The organism is Polaribacter ponticola, from assembly GCF_026191475.2.
GTDB lineage: Bacteria > Bacteroidota > Bacteroidia > Flavobacteriales > Flavobacteriaceae > Polaribacter > Polaribacter ponticola.
The window spans coordinates 532,279-550,381 of sequence record NZ_JAOSLC020000002.1 but is presented as its reverse complement, the minus strand read 5'-3'; the positions used below and the strand labels follow the sequence as shown (position 1 = coordinate 550,381).

The 18,103-nt window shown below is 30.5% G+C and carries 12 protein-coding genes and 3 pseudogenes; 8 read left to right on the top strand and 7 right to left on the bottom strand.

Translation table 11 applies throughout. From position 1 onward, the window contains the following. Nucleotides 1–433 precede the first annotated feature (433 nt). Together N5A56_RS02895 and N5A56_RS02890 are read left to right on the top strand one after the other, a co-directional pair. Nucleotides 434–2,454, top strand: a pseudogene (locus tag N5A56_RS02895) (urocanate hydratase). Nucleotides 2,455–2,547: 93 nt separating this feature from the next. Further along, a complete protein-coding gene (locus N5A56_RS02890) occupies nt 2,548–3,093 on the top strand; it encodes a DUF4136 domain-containing protein (protein WP_265726686.1) in 546 nt (181 codons plus the stop codon). A gap of 69 nt (nt 3,094–3,162) precedes the next feature. On the opposite strand, the gene N5A56_RS02885 is transcribed toward N5A56_RS02890, so the two are convergent. Beyond that, entirely contained in the window at nt 3,163–4,176 is a 1,014-nt protein-coding gene (locus N5A56_RS02885) for a glutamine synthetase beta-grasp domain-containing protein (protein WP_265726687.1), read from the bottom strand. 171 nt (nt 4,177–4,347) lie between these two features. Between N5A56_RS02885 and N5A56_RS02880 the strand changes: the two are divergent. The 3 genes and pseudogenes from N5A56_RS02880 to N5A56_RS02870 all read left to right on the top strand — a co-directional run bounded on the left by N5A56_RS02880 (nt 4,348) and on the right by N5A56_RS02870 (nt 9,098). Then, a pseudogene (locus N5A56_RS02880) lies at nt 4,348–6,530 on the top strand (glutamine synthetase III family protein). Nucleotides 6,531–6,602: 72 nt separating this feature from the next. Beyond that, on the top strand, nt 6,603–7,781 hold the full coding sequence (locus tag N5A56_RS02875) for an AIR synthase related protein (RefSeq protein WP_265726689.1): 1,179 nt from the start codon (nt 6,603–6,605) through the stop codon (nt 7,779–7,781). 345 nt (nt 7,782–8,126) lie between these two features. Continuing rightward, entirely contained in the window at nt 8,127–9,098 is a 972-nt protein-coding gene (locus N5A56_RS02870; protein ID WP_265724304.1) for a transposase, read from the top strand. A 157-nt stretch (nt 9,099–9,255) separates the two neighbouring features. Here N5A56_RS02870 and N5A56_RS02865 read toward each other — a convergent pair whose 3' ends face one another. From N5A56_RS02865 to N5A56_RS02855, 3 genes and pseudogenes are all read right to left on the bottom strand, one after another. After that, nucleotides 9,256–9,897 carry an MIP/aquaporin family protein gene (locus N5A56_RS02865; RefSeq protein WP_265726690.1) on the bottom strand — a complete coding sequence of 214 codons (642 nt, stop codon included), beginning with the start codon at nt 9,895–9,897 and terminating at the stop codon, nt 9,256–9,258. A 65-nt stretch (nt 9,898–9,962) separates the two neighbouring features. Continuing rightward, nucleotides 9,963–10,361 carry a GlcG/HbpS family heme-binding protein gene (locus N5A56_RS02860; protein ID WP_265726691.1) on the bottom strand — a complete coding sequence of 133 codons (399 nt, stop codon included), beginning with the start codon at nt 10,359–10,361 and terminating at the stop codon, nt 9,963–9,965. A gap of 130 nt (nt 10,362–10,491) precedes the next feature. Further along, a pseudogene (locus N5A56_RS02855) lies at nt 10,492–11,330 on the bottom strand (helix-turn-helix domain-containing protein). A gap of 357 nt (nt 11,331–11,687) precedes the next feature. Here N5A56_RS02855 and N5A56_RS02850 point away from each other — a divergent pair. After that, nucleotides 11,688–12,659, top strand: a complete 972-nt coding sequence (locus N5A56_RS02850; RefSeq protein WP_265724304.1) for a transposase — start codon at nt 11,688–11,690, stop codon at nt 12,657–12,659. Nucleotides 12,660–12,791: 132 nt separating this feature from the next. Here N5A56_RS02850 and N5A56_RS02845 read toward each other — a convergent pair whose 3' ends face one another. Next, a complete protein-coding gene (locus N5A56_RS02845) occupies nt 12,792–13,937 on the bottom strand; it encodes an acyltransferase family protein (protein ID WP_265726692.1) in 1,146 nt (381 codons plus the stop codon). 109 nt (nt 13,938–14,046) lie between these two features. After that, nucleotides 14,047–14,922: a LytR/AlgR family response regulator transcription factor gene (locus N5A56_RS02840; RefSeq protein ID WP_265726693.1), complete on the bottom strand. Its 876-nt coding sequence runs from the start codon at nt 14,920–14,922 to the stop codon at nt 14,047–14,049. Nucleotides 14,923–15,257: 335 nt separating this feature from the next. On the opposite strand from N5A56_RS02840, the gene N5A56_RS02835 reads away from it, so the two are divergent. Then, nucleotides 15,258–16,439: a pyridoxal-phosphate-dependent aminotransferase family protein gene (locus N5A56_RS02835; RefSeq protein ID WP_265726694.1), complete on the top strand. Its 1,182-nt coding sequence runs from the start codon at nt 15,258–15,260 to the stop codon at nt 16,437–16,439. Between the two features lie 7 nt (nt 16,440–16,446). Here N5A56_RS02835 and N5A56_RS02830 read toward each other — a convergent pair whose 3' ends face one another. Further along, nucleotides 16,447–16,848 (bottom strand): DUF6265 family protein, encoded by a 402-nt coding sequence (locus N5A56_RS02830; RefSeq protein WP_265726695.1) that lies wholly within the window; start codon nt 16,846–16,848, stop codon nt 16,447–16,449. Between the two features lie 104 nt (nt 16,849–16,952). Here N5A56_RS02830 and prfA point away from each other — a divergent pair, with 104 nt between their 5' ends. Then, entirely contained in the window at nt 16,953–18,029 is a 1,077-nt protein-coding gene (prfA, locus tag N5A56_RS02825) for a peptide chain release factor 1 (RefSeq protein WP_265726696.1), read from the top strand. The last annotated feature ends 74 nt before the right edge of the window (nt 18,030–18,103 follow it).

Genomic DNA, 18,103 nt, shown 5'->3' with positions numbered 1-18,103 from the left:
TTTACGAATTTCTTAAAATAAACAAGAATTCTTTATCAATTATAAATAGTTAATAAAAGCCCAAAATTTTCTACTTTCTCGATACTTAAAATTGGCTTCATTTATATAAGCTTCTCGTTCAAAGCTTAAGTTCTTATAAGTAATAAATGCATTTTTATATTTGAAGAATTTTATTAAAAACTCCAATCCGTAAAAAATATAGAAGAAAATAATTAATAATTCCTGTTGTTGTTTTAGATGGATTCTTTCATGATTGATTAAAATCTTGTTCGTTTTTAACACTCTCTTTTTTAGAAAGATAAAGGGAAATAAGGTGATTCCAACAAACCCTTTTGGAACAATATATTTAGAAATAAAAATCATTAATTGTAAAATAAACAAATATCAGTCCAAAATAAATATATTTGTTTACAGATACAAAAGAAGTTTAGTAATGACATTTAAAGAGCAAATACAACAAGGAATTCCAGCTGTTTTACCAGTAAAAAAAGTGTATGATTTAGCTATAAATCACGCACCAAAGAGAAAAGATATTTTATCTGCTGAAGAAAAAAGTTAGCTCTTAAAAACGCATTACGTTATTTTGAAGCAAAACATCATGCAGAATTATTACCAGAATTTGCTGAAGAATTAGAAAAATATGGACGAATTTATATGTATCGATTTCGTCCAGATTATGAGATGAAAGCAAGAGATATTGCAGAATACCCTGGAAAATCTGTGCAAGCAAAATCTATTATGTTAATGATTCAGAATAATTTAGATTATGCTGTTGCACAACATCCGCACGAACTAATTACTTATGGCGGAAACGGAGCGGTTTTTCAGAATTGGGCACAATATTTATTAACGATGCAATATTTATCAGAAATGACTGATAAACAGACGTTAACAATGTATTCTGGTCATCCAATGGGATTGTATCCTTCAAATAAAAATGCACCAAGAGTTGTGGTTACTAACGGAATGGTAATTCCTAATTACTCACAACCAGACGATTGGGAGAAAATGAACGCTTTAGGCGTTTCTCAATATGGACAAATGACTGCTGGAAGTTATATGTACATTGGTCCACAAGGAATTGTGCATGGAACAACAATTACCGTTTTAAACGGATTCAGAAAAATAAAAAAAGATCCAAAAGGAGGTTTATTTGTAACTGCAGGTTTGGGCGGAATGTCTGGAGCGCAACCAAAAGCAGGAAATATTGCGGGTTGTATTACGGTTTGTGCTGAGGTAAACCCGAAGATTACACAAGTTCGTTTAGATCAAGGTTGGATTGATGAAAAAATAACCGATTTAGATGAATTAGTTACGAGAGTAAAATCAGCAAAACAAAACAAAGAAACAGTTTCTATAGCCTATTTAGGGAATATTGTAGAAGTCTGGGAAAAGTTTGATGAAGCAAATGTTTATATAGATTTAGGTTCAGATCAAACATCTTTACACAATCCTTGGGCAGGAGGTTATTATCCGGTTGATATTTCTTTTGAAGATGCCAATAGTATGATGGCAGAAAATCCTGATTTATTCAAAGAGAAAGTTCAAGAAACATTAAGAAGACACGCCAAAGCAATAAATAAACACACAGATAAAGGAACGTATTTTTTCGATTATGGAAACGCGTTTTTATTAGAAGCAAGTAGAGCGGGAGCAACAGTTCATAAAGATAATAAAGGTAATTTTTGTTCCGCAAGTGATTCAAAATTTGGTGGCGAAGCTTTCGCCTATCCGAGTTATGTACAAGATATTATGGGGCCAATGTGTTTCGATTATGGTTTTGGGCCATTTAGATGGGTTTGTGCTTCGGGAAAGCCTGAAGATTTAGCAAAAACGGATGCAATTGCTTGTGCTGTTTTAGAGAAGATAAAAGAAAATTCTCCAGAAGAAATCCAGCAGCAAATGGCTGATAATATTCAGTGGATAAAAGGAGCTCAAGAAAATAAATTAGTCGTTGGCTCGCAAGCACGGATTTTATATGCAGATGCAGAAGGACGTATTAAAATTGCCAAAGCTTTTAATAAAGCTATTAAAAATGGTGAAATTGGTCCGGTAGTTTTAGGAAGAGATCATCATGATGTTTCTGGAACAGATTCACCTTATAGAGAAACCTCTAATATATATGATGGTTCTCGTTATACGGCAGATATGGCAATTCAAAACGTAATTGGCGATAGTTTTAGAGGCGCAACTTGGGTTTCAATTCACAATGGAGGCGGCGTTGGTTGGGGAGAAGTTATAAATGGTGGTTTTGGCATGCTTCTTGACGGTAGTAAAGGAGCGTCAAAACGTTTAAAATCAATGCTTTTTTGGGATGTAAATAACGGAATATCAAGAAGAAGTTGGGCAAGAAATAATGAAGCTATTTTTGCAATTAAAAGAGCTATGAAAGGGGGAAATAAATTAAAAGTAACACTTCCAAATTTGGTTGATGATGCTTTATTTAACTATTAATGATGTTTTGTTTACTGTTAAGAATTTGCAAAGTATGGCATAGTAATTGTTAATTATATAATACTGAATACTAATCATTTTTAAATTACTATTATGAAAAAAATATCATTTATATTATTTAGTACTATTTTATTAATGTCTTGTAGTTCTATTAATGTTGCTTCTGATTATGATACTAAAGTAGATTTTACTAAATATAAAACATTTGCATTTTATAAACCTGGTATTGATAAAGCAGATATTTCTAGTTTAGATAAGAAAAGAGTATTAAAAGCAATAGAAGTAGAGTTATTAGCTCAGGGTTTAAGAAAATCAAATGAACCAGATATGCTTGTAAGTATTTTTACAAAATCAAGAAGAAAAGTAAATATCAATCAAAATAGAAATAGTTTCGGTTATGCTTTTGGTTGGGGTAGAAGTCCTTGGATGATAGGAATGCGTAATAATGATTTGAATATAAATGAATATACGGAAGGAACACTTTTTATTGATTTTATTGATAAATCAAAAAAAGAATTAGTTTGGCAAGGTATTGGCACTGGTGCTTTAAGAGTTAATAATGTTGAAAAAAAGGAAGCTAGAATTAAAGAGTTTGTAAAAGAAATAGTTTCTAAATTTCCTCCAGGTAATAATAAATAATTATAAAAAAATCGATAAAAAAAACGCTAACAATTATTTGTTAGCGTTTTTTATAGAATAACTATAAAATTATTTAACAGGCTTAACTGTTTTAATAATTCTTGCAGCAATTTTGTATGGATCACCGTTAGAAGAAGGTCTTCTATCTTCTAACCATCCTTTGTATCCTTTTTCTACAGCGATAATTGGAATTCTAATTGAAGCTCCTCTATCAGAAACGCCCCAAGAGAAATCGTTTATAGATGCAGTTTCATGATCACCAGTTAAACGTTGGTCGTTAAACTCACCATAAACAGCAATATGTTCTTTTGTTACTGGTCTAAAAGCTTCACAAATTTCTGCATATTTTTCAGCAGAACCACAAGTTCTTAAAATTGTATTCGAGAAGTTTGCATGCATTCCAGAACCATTCCAGTCTCCTTTAATTGGTTTTGGGTGATATTCAATATACCATCCATATTTTTCAGTTAAACGATCTAATAAATAACGAGCAATCCAAATTTCATCTCCAGCTTTTTTAGCTCCTTTTGCAAATAATTGAAATTCCCATTGACCAGAAGCAACTTCTTGATTGATTCCTTCAAAGTTTAAACCAGCATCAATACATAGATCAGCATGCTCTTCAACAAAACTTCTTCCAAAAGTGTTTTTTCCTCCAACAGAACAATAGTACATTCCTTGAGGACCTGGATAACCACCAACAGGGAAACCTAAAGGTAATTGTGTTTTAGAGTCCATAATAAAATATTCTTGCTCAAAACCGAACCAGAAATCGTTATCATCGTCTTCAATTGTTGCACGCCCATTAGAAATGTGTGGAGTTCCATCAGCATTCATAACTTCTGTCATTACCAAGTATCCATTAATTCTATCTGGATCTGGGTAAATTGCAACTGGCTTTAAAATACAGTCAGATGCTCCACCTGAAGCTTGTTTAGTTGATGAGCCATCAAAAGACCAAAGTCCTAATTCTTCAACAGTTCCTTGAAAATTTTCATGTTCTTCAACTTTGGTTTTACTTCTCATGTTCTGAGTTGGAAAATATCCATCTAACCAAATGTATTCTAATTTAATTTTTGCCATAATTATGTAATTATTTGTGTAATGATAAACTTACCGCAAAAATCAAATATTTTTACTTTATATCAAAAAAAAGAGGGGTAAAATATTAAAAATGATTAAAAAATAGTTTTATCCCTAATTTCTAAAGGGTATATTTGTTTAAAATTAAAAAAAGCATAAAATTTTAGTAATATGTCAAGAATTAGATTCAGTGCATTGCAAGAAACTCTACATAGAAGTCCTATAAAAGTAGTACAAAATGAAAAAAGGTCAACACTTTTTGGACAAAACGTCTTTAATAAACACGCTATGCAACAGTATCTTACACGTGCTGCTTATGAAAGTGTAATGAATGCAATAGAACATGGAACTAAAATAGATAGAAAAATTGCAGACCAAGTTGCTGTTAGTATGAAAGATTGGGCAATGTCTAAAGGTGCAACACATTATACACATTGGTTTCAGCCATTAACTGGTGCTACTGCAGAAAAGCACGATGCTTTTTTCGAATCTATAAATGGTAGTTTAGCCATGGAAAAGTTTGATGGAGAACAATTGGTACAGCAAGAACCAGATGCTTCTAGTTTTCCTCATGGCGGAATTAGAAATACTTTTGAAGCAAGAGGATATACCGCTTGGGATCCAACCTCACCTGCATTTATATATGAAACAACCTTATGTATTCCTACTATTTTTGTAGCTTATACTGGTGAAGCATTAGATAATAAAACTCCTTTATTAAGAGCTTTACAAGCGGTAGATACACATGCAACAGCTGTTTGTAAATATTTTGATAAAAATGCAAACAAAGTAAATGCTACTTTAGGTTGGGAGCAAGAATTTTTTTAATTGATGATGCTTTAATGCTATCAAGACCCGATTTGCAGTTAACAGGTAGAACTCTTTTAGGTCATTCTCCAGCTAAAGGACAACAATTAGACGATCATTATTTTGGAACAATTCCTGCAAGAGCCATGAGTTTTATGCAAGATTTAGAACAAGAATGTATGTTGTTGGGCATTCCTGTAAAAACAAGGCATAATGAAGTTGCGCCAAATCAGTTTGAAGTTGCGCCAATTTTTGAAGAAGCAAATTTAGCAGTAGACCATAATTCATTGTTAATGGATGTGATGCAGAAAGTTTCTCGAAGACATAAATTTAAAGTATTATTTCACGAAAAACCATTTTCAGGAATTAATGGTTCTGGGAAACATAATAACTGGTCATTATCTTCAGATAAAGGGATTAATTTATTAAGTCCTGGTAAAACCCCTATGAAGAATTTACAATTTCTTACTTTCTTTATTAACACAATAAAAGCAGTGTTTACATATGAAGAATTGTTAAGATCTTCAATTGCATCTGCAAGTAACGAGTACAGATTAGGTGCAAATGAGGCACCACCAGCTATTATCTCAGTATTTATAGGAAAGCAATTATCGGCTGTTTTAGATGAATTAGAAAATGTTACTAAAGGGAAATTATCTCCCCAAGAAAAAACTGATTTAAAGTTGAATATTATTGGTAAAATCCCAGAAATTTTATTAGATAATACAGATAGAAATAGAACATCACCATTTGCATTTACGGGAAATAAGTTTGAGTTTAGAGCAGTAGGTTCATCTGCTAATTGCGCAATACCTATGACCATTTTAAATACTATTGTAGCTAAACAATTAAAAGAATTTAAAATTGAAGTAGATGCCTTAATTGATGAAAAAGGTCTTAAAAAAGATGAAGCAGTTTTTAATATTTTAAGAGAATATATTAAAGATTCTAAAGAAATTCGTTTTGAAGGAGATAGTTATGGAGAAGCTTGGGAAAAAGAAGCTAAAAAACGTGGTTTAAGTAATAATAAAGCAACACCAGAAGCTTTAAAAGTTAAAGTCTCAAATAAAACTATTTCTTTATTTGAAGAAATGGAAGTAATGAGTAAGATAGAATTAGAAGCACGTTATGAAATTGATTTAGAATCTTATTCTAAAAAGGTTCAAATAGAAGGGCGGGTTTTAGGTGATATAGCTAGAAATCAAGTTGTGCCAACTGCGATTATATATCAAAACACATTACTTGAAAACACAAAAAATTTAAAAGAAATTTTTGGAGATGAATATAAAAATATCGCCAAAGAGCAAATTGAGTTAATTATGATTATTTCTAATCATATTACTCAAATTAATGGACTGGTTATTAAAATGGAGGCAGAAATTATAAAAATAAATAAGCTTTTAGGTTTAAAACTAGCAGAACATTTTTGCAACAAAGTAAAACCCTTTTTTGTTGATATTAGATACCATTGTGACCAGTTAGAAACGTTAGTGGATGATAATTTATGGCCTTTAACAAAGTATAGAGAATTATTGTTTACAAAGTAATATAAAAACATCCTACTTTTCGGTAGGATTTTTTATGTAAAAGATTAAATTTGCAATTCACAACACAACAACATGAGTAAAGAAGTTTCTAAACGTTACGCACAAAGAGGTGTATCTGCATCTAAAGAAGATGTGCATAATGCAATTAAAAATATAGATAAAGGTTTATTTCCAAAAGCATTCTGTAAAATTGTGCCAGATTATTTAACAAATGATGAAGATTATTGTTTAATAATGCATGCAGATGGCGCAGGAACAAAGTCTTCTTTAGCTTATATGTATTGGAAAGAAACTGGTGATATTTCTGTATGGAAAGGCATTGCACAAGATGCTTTGATTATGAATATTGACGATTTACTTTGTGTTGGAGCAACAGATAATATTATGTTGTCTTCTACTATTGGTAGAAATAAAAGTAAAATTCCTGGAGAAGTTTTATCAGCAATTATAAACGGAACAGAAGAATTAATCGAAGACTTAAAAGGTTTTGGAGTAACCATTCACTCAACAGGAGGAGAAACTGCAGATGTTGGCGATTTAGTAAGAACCATAATTGTAGATTCTACAGTTACTGCAAGAATGAAGCGTACAGATGTTGTTGATAATGCAAATATAAAAGAGGGTGATGTAATTGTTGGTTTAGAATCTTTTGGACAAGCAAGTTATGAAACTGAATATAATGGAGGAATGGGTTCTAACGGATTAACTTCTGCTAGACACGATGTTTTTCATAAATATTTAGCAGATAAATATCCTGAAAGTTTTGATGCTGCTGTTCCTGAAGAGTTAGTATATTCTGGTAATACAAAATTAACTGATAAGGTTGTGAATTCTCCAATAGATGCTGGTAAATTAGTTTTATCACCTACAAGAACGTATGCACCAATTATTAAAGAAATTTTATCAAAATTTAATTCAGATACTGTTCATGGAATGATACATTGTTCTGGTGGTGCGCAAACCAAAATTTTACATTTTGTTGATGAATTACATATTATAAAAGATAATATGTTTCCAATTCCTCCATTATTTAAACTGATACAAGAGCAATCTAAAACAGATTGGAAAGAAATGTATCAAGTATTTAATTGTGGTCATAGAATGGAAATTTATGTGTCATCAGAAATTGCAGAGGATATTATTAAAATCTCAAAATCTTTTAATGTGGATGCTAAAATAATAGGGAGAGTAGAAGCATCATCAACTAAAAAATTGACTATTAAAAGCGAATTTGGCGTTTTTGAGTATTAGAAAATGACTCTCGTTATCGGTCTTGTATATGAAAAGTAGCGGATTTTTAAGCACTACTTTTCGGTTTATTACTAACGATAAATTTAAAAAATTAAATTTCGTTTAAACTTTAAAACCGCTATTTTTTATATACGTCTTAAGTTTGTCTTTTAATAAATTTGATACTTAATCAGAAAGAATAAAAGAGAGAATTAAGGTTACTATATACGGTTGAGTTTAGACTCAGACAACACTGATAATCCTCTCTCTTTTCTACTAAAATTACGTTCAGTTCTGTGAGACTTTAGATCTCGATTTTAAGTTGTTGTGATTCCAGTAGGTTATTCTTTCATAAAACATTTTCTTATGAATAAATATAGTGAAATTTTTGGAATTGACATTAGTAAAAATGTCTTCGATTGTTATGGTAGTATACAAGGTCATTTACAATTCAAGAATGATGAATTAGGCTTTAAAAAGTTTCGCAAATTACTACCCAAAAATAGTTTAGTAGTTATGGAGGCTACAGGTTATTATCATTACAGGTTTGCTCAGTTTTTGTACAAGCAAGGTATTTGTGTTTCAGTTGTAAATCCTTTGTCTATCAAGCGATTTGTACAGATGAAATTAGCAAAGATAAAAACGGATAAGGCTGATGCAAAAGCGATTTGTAATTATGGATTAACCCAAGAAGTACCTTTTTATACTGCACTTACAGATGTTCAAAGTGAATGTTTGCAGTTGTTTCGCTTGATGGATAATCAATTAAAAATAAGAACGGCTACAAAAAACAAAATTCACGGCGAAAAAGTTTTAGGAATCCCATCACCTTATGTGTATCGTTCACTAAAACGAACGCTTAAATATTTAGATAAAGAGTTAAAAGGAATAGAGCATAAATTGTTGTCTTTAGTAAAGAAAGAACATCAAAAACAGTTGACGCTATTGCAAAGTATTCCTGGTATTGGTTTGAAGACAGCGTTGTTTTTAATAGTAGTTACAGATGGTTTTAAGAAGTTTGAGACGTCATCACAATTGTGTAGTTATGCAGGAATAACACCCACAATTAGAGAAAGTGGAAGCAGTGTAAGAGGTAGAGCCAGAATAAGCAAAGTTGGTAATAGAAAATTACGGAATTTACTTTTCTTATGTTCTTTTAGCGCCTATAAACATAATAAGGGTTGTGCAGCAATATTTGAACGAATAACCAACAAAGGAAAGAGTAAAAAACTAGCATTAATCGCAGTTTCCAATAAACTATTAAAACAATGTTTTTCGATAGTTAAATCAGGAATTCCTTATGATGAAGCTCACGTTTCAGTCTTAAAAGTGAAATAAAAAAATAAAAGTTATAATGATAATTTTAGCTTGTTGAATTGGAAATAAATCGACCAAAGGAGATTTATTCTACTTCAACAATGCTAGAAGACTATTGCCTAAATTTAATGAAGAATTTGTTTGGTTTTTAACTCAGTTCTTTGTTGGCAACAGGCTTTTATTCCGTTTTGTTAATTCCTTTCCAAACAAACATAGCTACTATTGCTCCTAATGTTGGTGCAGTAATATAAATCCAAAGTGCTGTAAGGTTTCCTGATACAATTGCAGGTGCTAAACTTCTTGCAGGATTAAATGAGCCACCAGAAATTGGTCCTGCAAAAAGGATAATTCCAGTAACGACTATTCCAATTATAAGTCCTGCTACATTGGAAAATTCTTTTTTTGATGTTACTCCTAAAATTGTAAGCATTAAGAAGAAGGTCAGAACAAATTCTAAAATGAATGATTGCACTAATTCGCCAGAAGGAATTGTAGCACCTAATGTTAGGTTTTCTGAAAACATAAATTTAAGTAAAACACTTGCTAATATTGCTCCCAAAATTTGTGCGAAAATATAAAATGATGCGTCTTTTAATGATGTTAATTTTCCAATTACTAAAGCTATAGTTACTGAAGGATTTATATGTGTTCCAGAAATGTTTCCGAAAACATAAATCATAGCACTTATTATTATTCCGAAAGTTAAAGCGATTCCTATTAATCCTAAACTTCCATTAGATTGCTCGTTTACAATAATTGCTCCTGTACCACAAAATACCAAAGCAAACGTTCCAATGAATTCAGCTAAATATTTTTTCATAATTATTTGATAAAAAAAGAGGATAATTTGTTTTAATTATCCTCTTTATATTAATTAGTCTGTTATTAAATTGCTGATGCTCCAGCTTCTGCAACAGTATGGTCGTTTTCAACCGAACTTCCGCTTACTCCAATAGCTCCAATAATTTCGCCATTTGCGTTTTTAATTGGTACACCACCTGGAAAAGTAATTAACCCATTATTTGAATGTTCGATATTAAATAAAGGCTGTCCTGGTTGAGATAACTCTCCAATAATTCCAGTATTCATATCAAAAAAACGAGCTGTTTTTGCTTTTTTAATCGATATATCAAGTGAGCCTAACCAAGCACCATCCATTCTTCCAAATGCTACTAAATTTGCTCCAGCATCTACAACTGCAATATTCATTTTTGTGTCAATTGCTGTAGATTTTTGTTTTGCTGCTACAATTGCTTTTTCTGCTTGTTCTAATGTAATGTTCATAATTTTATGTTTTAGTATTGTTATTATTCTGATGCAAATCTACAATGAGAGTTGTCTTTATGAATTACTAAAACAGTTCAATAACTTATGAAAAAAGGTCAAATTTAAAAATGAAGCTGAAATAAGATACTTATGAAGTTATTTCGCTTGGATTAAATCCGAATTTGTTTTTAAAGGCAATACTAAAGTTTGAAAGATTGTTATAACCAAAATCCAAATAGATGTCTGAAGGTTTTAAATTATCGCGCTCTAAAGTTTCTTTTGCTTTTTGAAGTCGTTTGTCTTGAAGCCATTTTCCGGGTGATGTTTTATATTCTTTAATAAAATGGCGTTTAAAAGTAGATAAACTCATATTACATAAAAAAGCAATTTCTTCTAACTTTAGATTTGAATGTATTTTGCTTTCAACAATTTTTTTAAAAGGTGAAGTTTCTTTAATGATTAAAGAATGAAGGTAAAGTTCAAATTTTCTTCCATATTTCTGTAGAAGATAAAGCATCAATTCTTCAAATTTTACTGAAAGTAAATTATTAGCAAAAACTGTTGGTGCTTCACTAATTGTAGATAATGAATTTAGATATGAACTAATGTATGAGTCATTTCTAATTATGAAATAAGGTGTTTCTTCTTTTACTATTTTACTGTTTTCTGTGTGCTTTTCTAGAAACTCTTTTAGTTTTTTTCTGAAAAAAAGAAAAGTTTACAATAATAAATAGTCTCTGTATCTAATAACTCTGTCCAAAGCCAATTTCCTTTTTTTAATAATAAAGATTGGTCTTTGTTTACTGCTACTGTTGTTCCTGCGAAGTGTACTTGTTTTTTTCCAACTTGTAAAAAGCTAAACATATTCATTCCCAAATTGACCTTACTTTTAACAACATCATTGGTCATTTTAAAGTCATACACGAACAAGTCAAGTTTTTTTTGATTGTCCTTAATGTAAATTTCAGGTATATTTTCTATTAGCATCTAGATGTTTTTTCAGCTTGCAGGTAACGTTGTTGTATATGGTTTGTTGCGTGTTTTAAGCAACTAATTTAGTAAATAATTACCAACCAAGAAAGTCCGCGAGGACTTTCGTAAGTAGGCGAGAAGCCAGCAATAAATTATATACGGCTTAAGTTTGTCTTTTAATAAATTTGATACTTAATCAGAAAGAATAAAAGAGAGAATTAAGGTTACTATATACGGTTGAGTTTAGACTCAGACAACACTGATAATCCTCTCTCTTTTCTACTAAAATTACGTTCAGTTCTGTGAGACTTTAGATCTCGATTTTAAGTTGTTGTGATTCCAGTAGGTTATTCTTTCATAAAACATTTTCTTATGAATAAATATAGTGAAATTTTTGGAATTGACATTAGTAAAAATGTCTTCGATTGTTATGGTAGTATACAAGGTCATTTACAATTCAAGAATGATGAATTAGGCTTTAAAAAGTTTCGCAAATTACTACCCAAAAATAGTTTAGTAGTTATGGAGGCTACAGGTTATTATCATTACAGGTTTGCTCAGTTTTTGTACAAGCAAGGTATTTGTGTTTCAGTTGTAAATCCTTTGTCTATCAAGCGATTTGTACAGATGAAATTAGCAAAGATAAAAACGGATAAGGCTGATGCAAAAGCGATTTGTAATTATGGATTAACCCAAGAAGTACCTTTTTATACTGCACTTACAGATGTTCAAAGTGAATGTTTGCAGTTGTTTCGCTTGATGGATAATCAATTAAAAATAAGAACGGCTACAAAAAACAAAATTCACGGCGAAAAAGTTTTAGGAATCCCATCACCTTATGTGTATCGTTCACTAAAACGAACGCTTAAATATTTAGATAAAGAGTTAAAAGGAATAGAGCATAAATTGTTGTCTTTAGTAAAGAAAGAACATCAAAAACAGTTGACGCTATTGCAAAGTATTCCTGGTATTGGTTTGAAGACAGCGTTGTTTTTAATAGTAGTTACAGATGGTTTTAAGAAGTTTGAGACGTCATCACAATTGTGTAGTTATGCAGGAATAACACCCACAATTAGAGAAAGTGGAAGCAGTGTAAGAGGTAGAGCCAGAATAAGCAAAGTTGGTAATAGAAAATTACGGAATTTACTTTTCTTATGTTCTTTTAGCGCCTATAAACATAATAAGGGTTGTGCAGCAATATTTGAACGAATAACCAACAAAGGAAAGAGTAAAAAACTAGCATTAATCGCAGTTTCCAATAAACTATTAAAACAATGTTTTTCGATAGTTAAATCAGGAATTCCTTATGATGAAGCTCACGTTTCAGTCTTAAAAGTGAAATAAAAAAATAAAAGTTATAATGATAATTTTAGCTTGTTGAATTGGAAATAAATCGACCAAAGGAGATTTATTCTACTTCAACAATGCTAGAAGACTATTGCCTAAATTTAATGAAGAATTTGTTTGGTTTTTAACTCAGTTCTTTGTTGGCAACTGGCTTTTATTCAGTGGTCTTTTTCGTGGTTTCATTCCGAAAAGCACTCTCATAATTCTAAAAGGGTAAATGGCAAAACGGTAAATTACTACAATAATAAAAAATGAAATAACTAAAAGAACGATAAACTTAGCAGGAATATTTAAGTCTAGTTGAATGATGTAATATGCACAAATTATAATAACTGTTTGATGTAAAATATAAAATGGATAAATAGCTTCGTTCATTCGTTTAAGGTAAAGACTAGGTTTATTAAAGTAAACTTGTCCATATCCTAATATGGTCAAAACAAAACACCAGCCCAATAGACTACACAGGACATACCAGATATCCCAACGAACAGAAACGGTTAAATAAGGCTCCACGATAGTATTCGGTATGAAATAGTAACCGTAGAATAATAGTGTGCTAATAATGAAACTATTAAGATGAACAAGTCTAAAGTTCTTCAAATTTTCCCAAAACATTTTTGAACTTGCAAACAAAATACCAGAAATAAAAAAGTAAGTGTAAAAGAATGTTTCTGAAAGATTAGTTAATGAAGAAGACCCAGTTGGATAATACCTTTTTAGTATTACTGTTAAAATGATAAGAGGAAGTCCGCTCAATAAAAGTCCCATTTTATAAGAGGATATTTTTTCGAACCAATTTATAAATCCCTCAGATTTTTTGGATTTAAGAAAAATAATTAAAGGAATTATAATTATAGAAATCACATAAAGATTTTCTATAAACCAAAGATGATTAGTTTCAAATCTACCTTCTGTGTATATCTGCCAGTAAGAATTGAATTCATTGATGTATTGATAATATGTTTGAGGTGGTACAATAAATAGCACACCAAAGAAGAGTGGAATTAAAAGTCTTCCCGTACGTTCCTTTAAAAAATGCTTCCAATTCCGCTTAGAAAATGCGAGTACTGTTCCTGTACCAGATATCAAAAATAGTAGAGGAAGTCTAAACTGCTCAAAGTAAACCATTATGTCGTCTAATAATTTGCTAGAATCGGCATTCATAATATGAAAATCATCTCCATTAAAAGGCATACCTAAATGATGGAAATAAACAGCCAAAATAGCAATAACTCTTAACCAATCTAAATCGTGTCTTCTTTTTGAAATACTCATTAATTTTGTTTTTTTGGCAATGATAAAAACAAAATCAACACGGTTTATACTAGTGGGATGAATAGCAACCGAAAGTGACGAAATACAACTGAAAAGGTCGAATTACAAGCTATTGGTTTTTTAAACTGTTATGAACTTGGTTAAATTCTTCAATTTTAGAACGAGAAACAGGGATTGTTCTTTTGGAGTAGTTTTTTAAATAAAGTACATATCCTTGGGCATTTCCAGAAACAGATTCAATTGCGTTAAGGTTTACAACATAAGAGCGATGAGTTTTAAAAATAAACGGATAAGACTTTAATTGGTCTAAAAATTCTTTTAGAGTTAATCTTTTTAAGTCCTTTTCATTAGTATTTGAATAGTCATAAAATATTTCTAGATAGTTACTATCCACTTTTGCATAAAGAAAAGTCTGAATGTTTAACTCAAAATTCTCCTCTTTTATTGGCGTAACAATTTGAACAGTTGCATTAACGTCATTGATATATTGTTGCGTAACGGATATTTTTTTTAAATCATTTGAGTGCTTAATAATCAAACGATGAAGATTTAATGGTAAAATAATCATCAGCAATAAAATACCGACTAAAAACGTATTTCTTATTTCTTCCCACAAGTAGCGAAAAGACCAATTATCAGGATTTGTATAAATAAAATCTCGAATCAAGAAGCTAACAAAACCTATAAGTAATAGAATTACTGCCAAATGCAAAAACTCCTTGCCTAATGTCCAATTTTCAATATTTTTTATCGATTTTTTGAGCAAGAAAAAATACGTAAAAGCAACAGGGATTGGTATAACGGAATGTATTACCATAATCCAAAAATTATCTATTTTATGTTCTTCAATATTTACAATAAAAGGTTCAAATAAATAGGTGAAAATAAAACTTGCTATTGCAAGAAAGCAAAGCAATAAGAATACTCTTTTTAATTGCTCATAATAAAATGGGTAAGGTTGTTTTATGTAGGCTTTAATTTGCATTAAATTTATTCAGTCAAGTTCGGTTTAGATATTTTTTCAGCTTGTTGCCAACTTTAATGATATAAAATCGTTCTAATGTTTTATATCAGACGATAACGAAGTTAGCGATTTAAGACCTTAGAAACAAACTAAATTACTTCTCCTTCTAAAAAACAAAATCAATTTTAAAACCACCAATTATTTTTTAAATTACCTTAATTATTTATATTAAATTCTTTAATATAGTATAAAATAGACATGAATTAAAATAATTAGCGAACGTTCGCTTCTTTTTGTTGTTTAGTTTTACTATTATTGTAAAGAAATATTTTATATACTAATTTTTAAGCAACATAATGAAAGGTAGAAAATTATTAATGATTCCAGGTCCAATAGAATTTGAGCCAGAAGTATTAAGAGTTTTGGGTGCACAAACTGCAAGCCATGTAGCTCCAAACTTTATAGCTACTTTTGGAAACTGTATTCGTAGTATGCGTAAAATTTGGCAAACTAAAAATGGGCAACCGTTTATAATTTCTGGTAGTGGAACGTTAGCAATGGATATGGCTGCTTCAAATCTTATTGAGCAAGGAGACAATGCTTTGGTGATTTCTACAGGATATTTTGGAGATCGTTATAAAGATATTTTAGAAAGATATGGAGCAAATGTTACAATTTTAAATGTTGTTCCTGGTAAAACGATAGAAATTGATAGAGTAAATGATGCTTTAAAAAAGAAAAAATATAAATTGTTAACTTTTACACATGTAGATACTTCCACTGGTGTATTAGTAAACCCGAAACCTATAGCTGAATTAGCAAAAAAATACAATGTTTTATCTATTCTAGATGGTGTTTGCTCAGTTGCTGGAGAAGAAATTAAACAAGAAGAATGGGGTTTAGATATTGTATTAACAGCATCACAAAAAGCAATTGGTGTTCCTCCAGGGTTGGCTTTATTAGTAGTTTCAAAAAAAGCAATGAGTGTTTGGGAGCAAAGAAAAACTTTGGTGTCTAATTATTATTGCGATTGGCAGAATTGGCTTCCAATTATGAAAGCTTATGAAGAAGGGAAGCCTTCATATTTTGGAACACCTCCCGTAAATTTAATTTTTGCACTAGAGAAAAGTTTAGAGATTATTGTTACAGAAGGAATTCAAAAAAGAGTAAAACGCCATCAAACAATTGCTGCAGCGTTTAGAAGATCAATACAAAGTATAGGTTTAAAGTTGATGCCAATTTCTAACAATATTTGTGCTAATACTTTATCTGCAATTTATTATCCAGAAGATGTAAATGGTGGAGAGTTTTGTGCTAAAATGGCAGCAAATGATATTATTGTAGCAGGCGGATTATTGCCAGAACTTAAAACAATATATTTTAGAGTTGGTCATATGGGTTCAGTTTCTACAAAAGATATAGTAGCTACTTTAAGTGCAATTGAAAATGCTTTAAAATTTGTAAATTATAAATTTGAATTTGGAATAAGTTTAAAAACATTTCAAGAAGAGATTTACAAAACCACAATTAACAATTAATGAGGCTTTAGTTTTGTTTTTTAAAAACAAAATCAATTCTAAAGTCCTCAGATGATACTATTGCTTTTAGATGTTGATTGTCTAGATAGTATTGTATTTTTTTGGGGAACTCATTTTTTAGATTCTCACAAACAAATGAAGTGTCTGTTTGTGCTGTAAATTTAAAGAATGTAGGTTTTTCATTTACACCTTCTACTTTTAAATTTAAAGTATCATTTATAGTAACTATGCTTAGTATTTCTTTAAATGATGTTTTTTTTCCTTGTTTTGTATAGCCAATTCCTTTAAAATTCAAGTCCCAATTTTCATAAGTTTGATTACCTGGTTTGTCATTTAACCGTATCCAATTTCCTATTAAAAAAACAGGTTTTTGTGTTTTTTTAATTTCGTTTTTACATGAAACAATCATTAGTAAACAGCAAAAAAAGAAGAGCAATCTCATAAAAAATGTTTTGGTTATTCCAAATATACTTATAAAAATCGTAAATTCGCAATCCAAGAAAAGAGTAGAAGATGTTAGATAAGTTAAGAATTGTTAAGCAGCGTTATGATGAGGTTTCTGATTTGATTATTCAACCAGATATTATCATGGATCAAAAACGCTATGCTGCTTTGATGAAAGAATATAAAGATTTAGGAGATGTTGTTAAAAAAGGGGATGAATACCAAACTTTAACAAACAATATAGAAGAAGCAAAAGAAATTCTTGCAGATGGATCTGATGCAGAAATGAATGAAATGGCAAAGATGGAAATAGAAGAAGCCAATTCTAGAATTCCTGAATTAGAAAATGAAATAAAATTTTTATTAATACCTAAAGATCCTGAAGATTCTAAAAATGCAGTAGTAGAACTAAGAGCAGGAACAGGTGGAGATGAGGCAAGTATTTTTGCTGGAGATTTATTTAGAATGTATTCTAAATATTGCGAAAGTAGAGGTTGGAAAGTTTCTACGGTAGATTATTCTGAAGGTACAAATGGAGGATTTAAAGAAATTCAGTTTGAAGTTAATGGACCTGATGTTTATGGTACTTTAAAATTTGAAGCTGGTGTTCACCGTGTTCAAAGAGTGCCACAAACAGAAACTCAAGGCCGTGTACATACATCTGCTGCAACTTGTATGGTTTTTCCTGAGGCAGAAGAATTTGATGTAGAAATTAATCCTAAAGATGTAAGAATAGATTTTTTCTGTTCTTCTGGTCCAGGTGGTCAATCTGTAAATACTACATATTCTGCGGTTAGATTAACGCATATTCCTTCTGGCTTAGTTGCACAATGTCAAGATCAAAAATCTCAGCATAAAAACAAGGAAAAAGCTTTTAAAGTTTTACGTTCTCGTTTATATGATATGGAATTAGAAAAAAAGAATGCTGAGGATGCATTAAAAAGAGGTTCTATGGTTTCTTCCGGTGATAGAAGTGCTAAAATTAGAACTTATAACTATGCACAAGGTAGAGTTACAGATCACAGAATAGGTTTGTCGTTATATGATTTGCCAAATATTGTAAATGGTGATATTCAAAAAATTATAGATGAATTAATGCTAGCAGAGAATACTCAAAAGTTAAAAGGGTTAGCTGATGGAATATAATTAATTTCCAAAAATAAATAAAAAGCCTCAAATGTAAATTGAGGCTTTTTTTATGTTCTAGAATTAAAAAAAGC

Excerpts from the sequence above, each read along its gene's own strand:
- N5A56_RS02890 (WP_265726686.1), top strand. The coding sequence starts at position 2,548 with ATGAAAAAAATATCATTTATATTATTTAGTACTATTTTATTAATGTCT.
- N5A56_RS02885 (WP_265726687.1), bottom strand. The coding sequence starts at position 4,176 with ATGGCAAAAATTAAATTAGAATACATTTGGTTAGATGGATATTTTCCA.
- N5A56_RS02875 (WP_265726689.1), top strand. The coding sequence starts at position 6,603 with ATGAGTAAAGAAGTTTCTAAACGTTACGCACAAAGAGGTGTATCTGCA.
- N5A56_RS02870 (WP_265724304.1), top strand. The coding sequence starts at position 8,127 with ATGAATAAATATAGTGAAATTTTTGGAATTGACATTAGTAAAAATGTC.
- N5A56_RS02865 (WP_265726690.1), bottom strand. The coding sequence starts at position 9,897 with ATGAAAAAATATTTAGCTGAATTCATTGGAACGTTTGCTTTGGTATTT.
- N5A56_RS02860 (WP_265726691.1), bottom strand. The coding sequence starts at position 10,361 with ATGAACATTACATTAGAACAAGCAGAAAAAGCAATTGTAGCAGCAAAA.
- N5A56_RS02850 (WP_265724304.1), top strand. The coding sequence starts at position 11,688 with ATGAATAAATATAGTGAAATTTTTGGAATTGACATTAGTAAAAATGTC.
- N5A56_RS02845 (WP_265726692.1), bottom strand. The coding sequence starts at position 13,937 with ATGAGTATTTCAAAAAGAAGACACGATTTAGATTGGTTAAGAGTTATT.
- N5A56_RS02840 (WP_265726693.1), bottom strand. The coding sequence starts at position 14,922 with ATGCAAATTAAAGCCTACATAAAACAACCTTACCCATTTTATTATGAG.
- N5A56_RS02835 (WP_265726694.1), top strand. The coding sequence starts at position 15,258 with ATGAAAGGTAGAAAATTATTAATGATTCCAGGTCCAATAGAATTTGAG.
- N5A56_RS02830 (WP_265726695.1), bottom strand. The coding sequence starts at position 16,848 with ATGATTGTTTCATGTAAAAACGAAATTAAAAAAACACAAAAACCTGTT.
- prfA (WP_265726696.1), top strand. The coding sequence starts at position 16,953 with ATGTTAGATAAGTTAAGAATTGTTAAGCAGCGTTATGATGAGGTTTCT.